Here is an 11,694-nt window from a genome sequence, read left to right as displayed (position 1 = left end):
TTCCTCATTAATTCACTTAGAACTTATAGTTAGCTTGAACGGCAGCAAGGTAAGCTTTACCTTTAGACGTGAAAGTACTGCTATCTTCGGTAAAGGTTGCTTTAGAGCTGTAAATAAATGAGAAACCAGCATCAAATGACAGATGTTGATTGTAGTGGTAAGTCGCACCCGCTGAGTACCAGTAGCGATCAGTATCAGGAATACTCAGTGTTGGTTTACCTGCCTGCTCATCAAAAGCAAAGCCAGCACGTAAAGTCCATAATGGATTTAGTGTATAAGTTGTACCAATTGCCCAACGATATGTATCGTCGTAGTCTTCTTCTTTTAATAAACAGACGCCTGATTGGCCATTATAGCCAGGTTTACATTCAGAACTGGTTGCACGCAACTCTTTAAATTTACTGTACTGAGTCCATTGTAAGCTGTAATGAATAGCCCACTGTTTATTCAGTTGATGGAAGCCTGAGAATTCAGCTATAGCTGGAAGTGGAACAGATAAGCTACCGGTAATGGTATTATTAGGTTTACCTGTAATGGCGCCTAGATAATCGGTGAAATCACCGTCAAAATCTAAATCTACTTGAGAACGATAGCTTAGGCCAAAACGGTTATTCTCATTAAGTTCGTAGAAAGCACCGATGTTCCAACCCCAAGCCCATGTATCACCTTCCATACTAATTGTCTTATCACTTGGATTAGAATCTGGAACGGCGATAGATAAACTACCTAGATGGCGATTGAGTTCCGCTTTGCCATAAACAAGGCTAACACCACCACCAATACTTAATTGTGGAGTGAGTTTATAGGCAACACTAGGGTTTAGATTAACAGTGAGAAGAGAAGTTTTTCCCGCTAGTGAGCCAGCATTAAAGTCAGTTGGGTAGTCTGTTGTTACGCCGTAGTTTGAGAACATGGCTAAACCTACAGCGAGTTGATCATTCACTGGATGAACATAATAACCGGCAGGGACAAAAGCGATAGGTGCAACATCTTCTGCGCCTTGATCCCAAGTATGGTCATAAATATCAATTGAAGGATTAATAACACTGAGTGCGCCAGAAAATTCAGCTTGCTTAAAGTGAGTCATGGCAGCTGGGTTTCGGCCGATCACTGAAGCATCGTCAGCGATAGCGGCTTCACCAGCAAATGCACGCCCTAATCCTGATGCCGAGTGCTCTGATACCTGAAAACCTGCGGCATAGGATTGCGATGATAATAAACTGGCAATCGCTAAGCTGATATAGCGTTTTTTTATAGACATGAAACTGCCTCTCTTATATTTATTTAGCTTCTTGTTTAGATCTTCCATGAAGAGATCATTATTGTTTTTTTTAGCCAGAATTTTAGTTATCTGCCTAATCTACTTAGTATAAGTATTGCGAGAGGGAATGTTAACTTGTTGTAACCTTATATTGATAAAGCTCATGTTATTCGCACAAGCTTTATTCGTTTTTATGTTTAAAACGTGTGTTTGATGGGAGTTTTCTAATATTTTGACGAAAAAAAAGCCCGATAAATTCGAGCCTTAGAAATAGAAATAGAATTAGATTCTAGATTGTTGATATTTTAATCGTTTTGATTTTCTTCTGTTTCATCATCAACAAGAGGCCAGCCGCCTAACGCCTTCCATTTGTTAACAATTTTGCAAAATAGTTCAGCAGTACGTTCTGTGTCATATAATGCTGAATGAGCCTCTTTATTATCAAAAGGAATATTGGCTGTCTGGCATGCTTTCGCTAATACGGTTTGACCTAGGGCTAAGCCGCTTAACGCTGCGGTATCAAAAGTGGCAAATGGATGAAACGGATTGCGTTTTAATTTTGCCCGTTCTGCGGCGGCCATCACAAAGCTGTGATCGAAATTCGCATTATGTGCAACCATGATGGCACGAGAACAGTCAGCATTTTTCTGCTCTTTACGAATTTGTTTAAAGATTTCTTTTAACGCAGTGTCTTCTGAGACAGCGCCACGAAGAGGACTAAAAGGGTCACGGATACCATTAAATTCAAGCGCTTCTTTATGCAGAATTGCCCCTTCAAATGGCGTTACATGAAAATGGAGTGTGGTTGCTGGATGTAGCCAGCCATCGTCATCCATTTTTAGTGTGACAGCACAAATCTCTAATAAGGCATCGGTTTGAGCATTAAATCCTGCTGTTTCAACATCGATAACAACAGGGAAATACCCACGAAAGCGGCTTTTAAGGCTATTGAATTCGTTATTTTGGCTCATGACACAATTTATGTAGATAAATGGATCCCTGATTATACCCAAACTACTCTAAGATGCGAATTGGCGGCATGAAATCAATGGTAAGTATGAGTGTATATTAATCATTAAAGTTCTTATTTGTTTGGCCGATAAGAGTAGGGAATTCTCGGTAAATAAATACAGTGAGCGTTATGGCTTGGCATCAAAAACAGTTAACAATAATAAGTCGTTGTCTCTTATGCTGCGGCTTGTTTTTACCATTACCAAGTTTTGCCGTAACTCAGTATTTGGCTAAACCGTCCCAGTCTCAGTGGCAGTTAAAAACCAATACCCAACTTGAATGCCAGTTAGTTCATCAAATTCCAGGCTATGGCTTGGCGCAATTTGTCTCTAAAGCGGGGAAAAAAATTAATCTGGATTTTGAGATCGATTTGTTTCGCTCAACGGGTAAAACAGCCAATGTGAATTTGGTTTCAATGCCTGCTCGTTGGATGCCTGGCGATGCTGCTCAACGAATGTTAAAGCTGAAATTCTTTAAGCAATTTAATGGTTATGTTGGCGGAAAAACAGCGTGGACTATGCTATCTGAATTGGAACGAGGGCGAAATCCTACTTTCAGTTATCGAGATTGGTATCATAGTAATCGTTATATCGATGTCGGTTTATCTGCAGTTGCATTTCAAAAGCCTTATCAAGAGTTTAATCAGTGTTTAAATCAACTCCTTCCTTATAGTTTTGATGACATATCCTTCACTATTTTGCACTATGACAATGATAGTGAAGAACTGAATGAACTATCACGAAAGCGATTGATGCAAATTGCTGATTTTGTCCGTGCTGCAAAAGATGTTGATTTGGTGCTGGTGGCAACATATACCGACTCTTTTGGGACCAAAAATGAAAACCAAGACTTATCTGAACGTCGTGCGAATAAGCTTCATGAATACTTTATTTCTTTAGGATTACCACCAGATCGAATTAAAGTACAAGCCTTTGGTGAGAGACGAGAAATAGCCGACAACAATACACCTATTGGCCGTAATTTAAATCGCCGAGTCGTGATCTCTTTAGGACGCAGTTTGTAAAAAAGCCCTTACTTTTTGATTTATAAATAAGGGCTTACTTAAGTGTTGCGTGATATTGTCTAGCATTGAAACGTTTTGAGTATCAAGGATTATTTACCTTCATCGGGATAAACTTTCTCTTTATATTCACAAAGATCTTCGATAATACAGCTGCCACAGCGTGGTTTACGGGCGATACAAGTGTAACGGCCGTGGAGAATCAGCCAGTGGTGGACATCCACTTTAAATTCGGCAGGCACCACTTTTAAGAGTTTTTGTTCTACCTGATCAACATTTTTACCTTCGGCAAACTTTGTCCGATTACAAACTCGAAAAATATGCGTATCAACGGCAATGGTTGGCCAACCGAAAGCGGTATTAAGGACAACGTTAGCTGTTTTTCGCCCGACACCAGGAAGTGCCTCTAAAGCTTGGCGATCTTCGGGTACTTCACCATTGTGTTGATCTAATAAAATGCGACATGTTTTTATCACATTCTCGGCTTTCGTATTAAAGAGCCCAATAGTCTTAATGTAGGTTTTTAGGCCATCAACACCCAAATCAAAGATAGCTTGCGGAGTATTCGCAATAGGATAAAGCTTATCGATTGCTTTATTGACACTCACATCGGTTGCTTGTGCCGAGAGCAATACGGCAATGAGTAACTCGAAAGGTGTTGACCAGTTAAGTTCGGTTTGTGGATGTGGATTTTCAGCGCGAAGACGCTCGAGAATTTGAACTCTCTTTTGATTATTCATGACTTTGCTTCCAAGCGAAATGGTGGTGTCGCTATTACGGGTTATTATTAGCCGTAATGCGACACCTTTATCTTTATTCTGGTGTTGATACGGCTTTAGCTTGTTGCTCTACCGCATTTTTTTTATCTTGCTGCTTTTTATCTATGACGTTCTTCAGCGCGATCATTAAGCCAACACCAAAGAAAGCCCCTGGTGGTAGCATCGCAAGTAAAAAGCCATTGTCGTAGTGAAACACTTCAATTCGTAGCGATGATGCCCAACTGCCCAGTAGACGATCTGCGCCATCAAATAATGTACCTTTACTGAGCAATTCTCGCATGGCACCTAGAATGACAAGAGCAGATGTCATACCTAAACCCATCCATAGGCCATCGAGTACTGCAGGTAGAGGCTTATTCTTAGATGCAAAAGATTCTGCACGACCAATAATGATACAGTTGGTAACGATAAGAGCGATGAAAATACCTAATGATTTATACAATCCGTAGGTATAGGCATTCATAAGAAGCTGAACACACGTTACTAATGCGGCAATGATCATCACAAAGACAGGAATACGGATCTCGGAAGGAACCACGTTACGAATCAAAGAGACAATAAGGTTGGATCCGACTAATACCATAGTGGTTGCTAGGCCTAAACCAAGCGCGTTAGTTACGGTTGCAGAAACGGCTAATAATGGACACAACCCCAGCAGTTGAACAACAGTTGGGTTGTTATACCATAGGCCATTTTTCATCAGTTCAGTATTCGTTGACATTATTACTCTCCTGAACAATTTAGTGGCTGGTTAAGGATCTTTTCTTTATTTTGATCCCAAAACAGCGACACATTCTTCACCGATTTAACCACAGCTCGTGGGGTGATGGTTGCTCCTGTAAACTGATCAAACTCGCCACCATCTTTACGAACGTGCCAAGCAGGGTCATTTTCACCTTTTACTTTTTTGCCGTTAAAACTGTAGATCCAATTACTGACTGACGTTTCGATTTTATCGCCTAATCCAGGTGTTTCATTTTGCTGTAGAACACGGACACCTGTAACGACGCCATCCATATTTAAACCTACAATCAGTTTAATTGCGCCACTATAACCATCAGGTGCGATCGCTTGGATAGCAATACCCACAGGTTTCCCATCCTTAGTTGCAATATAAGCAGGCTCTGCATCATTCGTACCTAATCGAGGCAAATCTTTGACCAAAGTACAGCTTTTATAAAGAACATTATCATGGCTTTGAGCTGGAACAACTTGGTTCAAGATATCCATGAGTTCGATTTCTTGTTGTTTAGCGATACGCCCTTCAGTGAGAAGGTGAGTAATGGCCACTAAACCTGTAGCAAGCAGGGCAAAGAGTGCCAAGATGCCACCATTTTTCTTCATTGCTTGAAACATATTACTTCCTATCGAGTGTGGCCGTAAGTACGAGGTCGAGTGTAATAGTCGATCAGAGGAACACACATATTTGCGAGCAGTACACTGAATGCGACACCATCAGGGAAACCACCATGAGTTCGAATGAGGTATGTCATAACACCAATGAATGCACCAAAAATTAAGCGGCCTTTGACTGTTGTCGATGCTGTGATAGGGTCAGTCGCAATAAAGAAAGCTCCTAACATGGTTGCACCAGAGAACATATGAATCAGTGGTGAAGCATGTTGGGCTGGATCAACCACATAGCCAATGCTACTTGCAATAAAAAGACCTAGCAGCATGCTAACCGGGATATACCATTGAATTATTCGCATCTTAAGTAGAATAAGACCACCTAATAAGAATCCAAGGTTTACCCACTCCCAACCAATACCTGCAAAAGAGTCATAAACAGGTTTAGCCATAATATCGACAGCATGCATACCTGTCGTGAGTGAAGTTTTAAAAGTATCAAGAGGTGTTGCCATCGTTACGCCATCGATCGATAGACGAAGTTGTTGAACACTGTAACCATCTTGTGTAAACCCAGTAAAGATGGCCATGATACTATCTAGCATTGAGGTCGGATTCGCACTCAGAGATGAGGGCGGCAACCAAGTCGTCATTTGTACTGGGAACGAAATTAGCAGTACCACATAAGCAACCATGGCTGGGTTAAATAGGTTTTGACCTAAACCGCCATAAAGATGCTTAGCGATGACAATAGCAAAAATCACCCCAATAACCGTTAACCACCATGGTGCAAGTGGTGGAATCGAAATACCAATTAATACGCCAGTAAGTAGTGCCGAATTATCTCTTAGATAAGGAACAATAGGGCGCTTACGAAGTTTGAGTACACAAGCTTCAGCAAGTACTGAAACCGTTGAGGCCAGCAGTACTTGAATGAGCGTTCCGATACCAAAGAAGTAGGTTTGTGCTGCAATACCAAAAGCAGCACAAAGAATTACGGTTCGCATGATAGCACTTGTGCTTTTTCGACTATGCGCGTGTGGTGAGCTAGCAATATTAAACACGGCTAACATTCCTCATTTTGTTGTTCTTTTGCTGTTTGTTGAGCAGCTTTACGAGCTTTAGCGCGAGCCACAGCTGCGGCAACCGCGGCTTTTTTAGGATCGCTTTCAGTACTAGCTGTGTGAGTATCTACTTCAGTTGTCTCATTTTGCGCCTGTTGCTGAGCAGCTTTTCGTGCTTTAGCGCGAGCTACTGCTGCGGCAACTGCGGCTTTTTTCGGTTCGCTTTCAGTACTAGCTGTGTGAGTATCTACTTCAGTTGTCTCATTTTGAGCCTGTTGCTGAGCGGCTTTCCGAGCTTTAGCGCGAGCTACTGCTGCGGCAACCGCGGCTTTTTTGGGATCGCTTTCAGTACTAGTTGCGTGAGTATCTACTTCCGTTTTCTCATTTTGCGTCTGTTGCTGGGCTGCTTTCCGAGCTTTAGCTCGAGCTACTGCTGCGGCAACCGCGGCTTTTTTGGGATCGCTTTCAGTACTAGTTGCGTGAGTATCTACTTCAGTTTTCTCATTTTGCGCCTGTTGCTGAGCGGCTTTCCGAGCTTTAGCGCGAGCTACTGCTGCGGCAACCGCAGCTTTTTTCGGATCGCTTTCAGTACTAGTTGCGTGAGTATCTACTTCCGTTTTCTCATTTTGCGTCTGTTGCTGGGCTGCTTTCCGAGCTTTAGCTCGAGCTACAGCTGCGGCAACTGCAGATTGTTTTTCATCTACAGTGGAAGCATCTGTCTGCTTATTTTCAGCCTGCGCAGCTTTACGCTCTCTTGCCTGACGTTTGCGTTCTTCACGAAGTTTTGCCATTTCGCTATTATCAGGAGTCTCGTTTCCTGCTTGTGCTGATGCCGTTTGCTTCGCTTTTGCTCGAGCAATTGCGGCAGCGACTGCTGGTTTTGGTTCATTAACCTCACTCTTAGCCGCTTGTTTCGCTTTAACTCGGGCTATAGCCGCGGCTACTGCATCATTACCACCGGTTGATGCCATCTCCTGGCGGCGATCGTCCGCTGCTTTCTTAAAGCGATTTTCCCGTTCTGCTTTATCTCGTTCCATGCGAGCTTGTTTGGCTTCAAAACGTTGGCGTGCACGTTCTGCATTGATTTCGTCTTGTTTTCGAGCCCAAATCTCAGCTTTTGCTTGGCGATAATATTGAACCAGAGGGATCTCACTAGGACAGACATAAGCACAAGCACCACATTCAATACAATCAGATAGGTTGTACTCTCCACACTTGTCGTAGTCTTTATCTTTTGCATACCACTGTAGTTGTTGAGGTAGCAATGATGAAGGGCAGACATCGGAACATGATGAGCAGCGAATACATGCCATTTCATGAGTATGAAGTGGCAGTTCTTTACGGCTAGGAGTTAAAATACAGTTCGTGATTTTAGTTATTGGCACTTCAGGGTGAGGCAATGTAAAGCCCATTAAAGAACCACCAATAATGACACGAGGATATTTCTTATCTGCTTTATAACCATAAGTATCAAGTAAGTAGGAAACAGGGGTACCTAAGCGGGTAAAATAGTTACCACGTTGACTAAAAGCATCGCCAGTGAGTGTGACTACACGTTCAATCAAGGGTTCTCCATTGACAATCGCGCGCTTAATAGCAAAGGCTGTACCGATATTCTGCATAATAACGCCAACAGACGTTGAACGAGAACCCGATGGTACTTCGCGGCCAGTTAAAATTTTAACTAATTGCTTAGAGCTGCCTGATGGATATTTAGTTGGGACAACACGAATAAGAATATTATCATCATCATGAACGTGTTGTTCGAGCGCTTTGATCGCGTCAGGTTTATTATCTTCAATTCCGATAATGGTCAATTGTGGTTTAACAATATGGCGAAGAATGCGAACGCCTTCGATAACCTCTTCCGCATAATCCTGCATCAAGCGATCATCTGCAGTAATATAAGGCTCACATTCGGCCGCATTAATAATTAGAATATCAACTTGGCCTAAACCACCTTGTAACTTACGAGCGGTAGGGAAGCCTGCGCCACCTAAACCTGCAATACCATTTAAGCGAATGATATTTATCAGATCTTCACTGTTTTCTAATTCATAATCCGCAACAGGGTGTAAATCAAACCACGTATCTTTACCATCAGGTTTGATTACAATGCAGAGATCACTCAGACCTGATGGGTGTGCTGTTGTGCGCTCTTCAATGGCAGTAATTGTGCCTGAAGTTGAAGCATGAATTGGCACACACATTGCGATATCGCCTTGTGTGAGTGGTTGACCTTTATAGACATAATCACCAACATTGACGATGATATCGCCTTTAGTGCCAATATGTTGTTTTAATGGCAGAACAATCTCGTGGGGAATTCCAGCAAAGGCGATTGGAGCTTGGCTTGATTGCGCTTTATTTTCTGCAGGATGGATACCACCATGAAAATCCCAAAGCTTGCCATGTTTTATTTGTTCGATAATTGATTGCATGATCAGTTAGCCTTGTCTGCCTCGGATTCGACGGGAATATTCACCACAGGGATCTGATTTAAGTTCCATTTCCAAGTATCGGGTGTTTCTTCAACGGTAATCATCTCAATACAGTCAGTAGGGCAAGGTGCGACACAAAGTTTACAGCCTGTACACTCATCTTTAATAACCGTATGAATAGCTTTAGTTCCACCTACGATAGCGTCAACAGGACAGGCTTGAATGCACTTAGTACAGCCGATACACATATCTTCATGGATAAAAGCAACTGATTTTAGAGGTTCTTCCTCTTGTGCAGGAGCATCAGCTTCAACTCCCATTAAGTCAGCCAGTTTTTCAACGGTTGCTTGACCACCAGGAGTACACTTATTAATAGCTTCACCGTTAGCTACGGCTTCTGCGTAAGGGCGACAACCTGGATAACCACATTGACCACATTGTGTTTGCGGTAAAATCGCATCAATCTGTTCTACGATAGGATCGGCTTCTACTTTAAAGCGGATAGAAGCAAAGCCTAATATGAGGCCGAAGATGGCAGCAAGAATAGCAATAGCGATAACGGCAATTAAAATTCCACTCATCTTACAATTTCACCAATCCGGTAAAGCCCATAAAGGCAAGAGACATCAAACCTGCGGTAATCATAGCAATTGATGCACCCTTGAAAGGCATAGGAACATCAGCCGCGGCAATACGTTCACGCATAGAAGCAAACAGAACCAGCACAAGAGAGAAGCCAACTGCAGCACCAAAACCATAAATAACAGACTCAATGAAGTTGTGGTGTTCATTTACATTCAGCAATGCAACGCCAAGAACGGCACAGTTTGTCGTAATTAATGGTAAGAAAATGCCAAGCAGACGATAGAGAGTAGGGCTAGTTTTGTGTACCACCATTTCAGTGAACTGAACCACCACCGCAATCACTAAAATAAAGCTTAGTGTTCGAAGGTATTCTAAACCTAATGGTTCTAGTAGATAAGTTTCCACTAAATATGCACACACTGAAGCAAGAGTTAGTACAAATGTTGTCGCTAACCCCATACCGATTGCTGTTTCTAATTTCTTAGATACGCCCATAAATGGACATAAGCCTAAGAATTTTACGAGTACAAAGTTGTTAACCAACACAGTACCCACGAGTAATAAAAGGTATTCAGTCATACCGGCTTATACACATATTAAAATCAAGATCTGAATATTATCTGATTTTGTGGCCGTTATAACAACTCCTCTCGGGTAGGGTTTTTTATGATTCAGAGTCATTTGCTCATATCCTTACGCTTATTTTGTCTGTTTTTTACATAATTCAAACAACAATGATAAGTTGTTAACGATATCTTCTTGGGTAAGGTTACTCTTAAGCGCAGTTTATAAGAGGCGATTGCAGAAATTTCAGTCAAAATATCTGATAAAAAAGCGAGAGGTAAGAATTTGTGACCTAAGATGCAGTAATTTCTCAAAATATCATGATGATGGTTCACGTTATGACTATATGTTGTTGAGCATATAGTGAAATTACCGTAGCAAAATGGGAATTATAGATGGATATTTTATTGTTAAGTAACGGCAAAATTGCTGGCAATACAAACATTATGGAATTTGCTCAATCTGCAGTTATTGAACAAATCAAACGTACCGGGGCAAAAAAATTAGTGCTTATCCCATACGCGGTGATTCGTTCTAGTCACGATGATCGTGTAGCAGCAGTTCAAGATAGTTTTAATAGCTTTGGCCTTGATTGTGAAGTGATTGGTTTACACCAAGCGCAAGATCCTGTGAAAGCCATTGAAGAGGCTGATGGTATTTTAGTCAGTGGCGGAAACACTTGGGTTTTAAACAAAACATTGCATGATTTGGGGCTTGTAGGTCCTTTACGTAAAGCGGTCTTGCTTGATGGTAAGCCGTATATCGGTTGGAGTGCTGGAACCAATATTTGTTGTCCAACAATTCGCACCACTAATGACATGCCAATTGTGACAGCCGCTGTACTCTCTTCTCTAAACTTTGTCCCATTCCAGATTAACCCTCACTATCTAGAAGCGAGTGTTGAAGGTCATATGGGTGAAACGCGTGATGAGCGTATTCAAGAGTTTCTAGAAATTAACCAACATGAGCCAGTTATTGGTATTCCAGAAGGAACTTGGCTGCATTTGCTTGATGGTAAATTGAGCTATCATGCGGCAAATGGTAAGAAACTTAAGCTGTTTAGTTATGATAATGAGCCTGTGTATTATGAACAGGGTCAAGATATTCAATTCTTAATGTCACACAGCTGCTAATTTATGTTCTCTCTAACTGAGTACTATCAGTTAGAGAGAATCCTTTCTCATTTGTATAGCGCATTCTAATTTCGTATTTGTTTTTCTTTCCAATCGAACATTGATTGAACACTCAATCCCCATCTTTTTTTTGATGTATTAAATTGCAGCTAACTTTCTTATTAAAGATACTTGACTTGTGTTTAAGTTATTGATTTTTATGTATTATATTTGATTTGACTTGGTGTTATCCACAGATTCTGTGGATAAGTTTGTGAGAGAATAGTTGATTTTTAGTGTTCAGAATTATCTGATTTTTTTGAATAAGATGATTTGTTTAAGTTAATAGAAATAATTCAGAAAAAAATACCATATAACCCATCAATGAAATTGACAAAGTATATATTTAGTAATTATTTAACCTTCCATTGTAAAATTAAAATTATCAACAATTATCGTTATAACTATCAATTTAATTAATTGATTTTAAATATTAAATTTCTTGT

Annotated in this window: 11 protein-coding genes; 2 read left to right on the top strand and 9 right to left on the bottom strand. The window is 41.0% G+C overall.

Translation table 11 applies throughout. The annotated features are described in order from the left end of the window. Positions 1-16: 16 nt before the first annotated feature. Together CTN07_RS12105 and rnt are read right to left on the bottom strand one after the other, a co-directional pair. The gene (locus CTN07_RS12105) at positions 17-1,261 is read right to left on the bottom strand and encodes an outer membrane protein transport protein (RefSeq protein ID WP_036764883.1); all 1,245 of its coding nucleotides are present in this window, start codon (positions 1,259-1,261) and stop codon (positions 17-19) included. Positions 1,262-1,566: 305 nt separating this feature from the next. After that, positions 1,567-2,232 (bottom strand): ribonuclease T, encoded by a 666-nt coding sequence (gene rnt / locus CTN07_RS12100; protein ID WP_005298377.1) that lies wholly within the window; start codon positions 2,230-2,232, stop codon positions 1,567-1,569. A 170-nt stretch (positions 2,233-2,402) separates the two neighbouring features. On the opposite strand from rnt, the gene motY reads away from it, so the two are divergent. Next, on the top strand, positions 2,403-3,296 hold the full coding sequence (gene motY / locus CTN07_RS12095) for a flagellar protein MotY (RefSeq protein ID WP_005298379.1): 894 nt from the start codon (positions 2,403-2,405) through the stop codon (positions 3,294-3,296). Between the two features lie 89 nt (positions 3,297-3,385). Here motY and nth read toward each other — a convergent pair whose 3' ends face one another. From nth to rsxA, 7 genes are all read right to left on the bottom strand, one after another. After that, a complete protein-coding gene (gene nth / locus CTN07_RS12090) occupies positions 3,386-4,033 on the bottom strand; it encodes an endonuclease III (protein WP_005298380.1) in 648 nt (215 codons plus the stop codon). Between the two features lie 73 nt (positions 4,034-4,106). Continuing rightward, the gene (locus CTN07_RS12085) at positions 4,107-4,793 is read right to left on the bottom strand and encodes an electron transport complex subunit E (protein ID WP_005298382.1); all 687 of its coding nucleotides are present in this window, start codon (positions 4,791-4,793) and stop codon (positions 4,107-4,109) included. 2 nt (positions 4,794-4,795) lie between these two features. Beyond that, a complete protein-coding gene (gene rsxG, locus CTN07_RS12080) occupies positions 4,796-5,428 on the bottom strand; it encodes an electron transport complex subunit RsxG (RefSeq protein WP_005298383.1) in 633 nt (210 codons plus the stop codon). Between the two features lie 8 nt (positions 5,429-5,436). Beyond that, positions 5,437-6,495, bottom strand: coding sequence for an electron transport complex subunit RsxD (rsxD, locus tag CTN07_RS12075; protein ID WP_036763468.1), 1,059 nt, complete (start codon positions 6,493-6,495; stop codon positions 5,437-5,439). Continuing rightward, complete coding sequence (rsxC, locus tag CTN07_RS12070; RefSeq protein ID WP_036763470.1) at positions 6,489-8,927, bottom strand: electron transport complex subunit RsxC; 2,439 nt, start codon at positions 8,925-8,927, stop codon at positions 6,489-6,491. Before rsxC ends, rsxD begins: the two co-directional genes overlap by 7 nt. Positions 8,928-8,929: 2 nt before the next feature. Next, a complete protein-coding gene (gene rsxB, locus CTN07_RS12065; protein WP_005298386.1) occupies positions 8,930-9,508 on the bottom strand; it encodes an electron transport complex subunit RsxB in 579 nt (192 codons plus the stop codon). A gap of 1 nt (position 9,509) precedes the next feature. After that, positions 9,510-10,091, bottom strand: coding sequence for an electron transport complex subunit RsxA (rsxA, locus tag CTN07_RS12060; RefSeq protein ID WP_005298387.1), 582 nt, complete (start codon positions 10,089-10,091; stop codon positions 9,510-9,512). A gap of 380 nt (positions 10,092-10,471) precedes the next feature. Between rsxA and pepE the strand changes: the two genes are divergently transcribed. After that, entirely contained in the window at positions 10,472-11,209 is a 738-nt protein-coding gene (gene pepE, locus CTN07_RS12055) for a dipeptidase PepE (protein ID WP_005298390.1), read from the top strand. Positions 11,210-11,694 lie beyond the last annotated feature (485 nt).

The sequence above is a fragment of the Photobacterium damselae genome (assembly GCF_003026815.1).
GTDB classification, from domain to species: Bacteria; Pseudomonadota; Gammaproteobacteria; order Enterobacterales; family Vibrionaceae; genus Photobacterium; species Photobacterium damselae.
This window is presented reverse-complemented; position numbering and strand designations above follow the sequence as displayed.

Coding starts and splice junctions, on each gene's coding strand:
- CTN07_RS12105 (WP_036764883.1), bottom strand. CDS start 1,261: ATGTCTATAAAAAAACGCTATATCAGCTTAGCGATTGCCAGTTTATTA.
- rnt (WP_005298377.1), bottom strand. CDS start 2,232: ATGAGCCAAAATAACGAATTCAATAGCCTTAAAAGCCGCTTTCGTGGG.
- motY (WP_005298379.1), top strand. CDS start 2,403: ATGGCTTGGCATCAAAAACAGTTAACAATAATAAGTCGTTGTCTCTTA.
- nth (WP_005298380.1), bottom strand. CDS start 4,033: ATGAATAATCAAAAGAGAGTTCAAATTCTCGAGCGTCTTCGCGCTGAA.
- CTN07_RS12085 (WP_005298382.1), bottom strand. CDS start 4,793: ATGTCAACGAATACTGAACTGATGAAAAATGGCCTATGGTATAACAAC.
- rsxG (WP_005298383.1), bottom strand. CDS start 5,428: ATGTTTCAAGCAATGAAGAAAAATGGTGGCATCTTGGCACTCTTTGCC.
- rsxD (WP_036763468.1), bottom strand. CDS start 6,495: ATGTTAGCCGTGTTTAATATTGCTAGCTCACCACACGCGCATAGTCGA.
- rsxC (WP_036763470.1), bottom strand. CDS start 8,927: ATGCAATCAATTATCGAACAAATAAAACATGGCAAGCTTTGGGATTTT.
- rsxB (WP_005298386.1), bottom strand. CDS start 9,508: ATGAGTGGAATTTTAATTGCCGTTATCGCTATTGCTATTCTTGCTGCC.
- rsxA (WP_005298387.1), bottom strand. CDS start 10,091: ATGACTGAATACCTTTTATTACTCGTGGGTACTGTGTTGGTTAACAAC.
- pepE (WP_005298390.1), top strand. CDS start 10,472: ATGGATATTTTATTGTTAAGTAACGGCAAAATTGCTGGCAATACAAAC.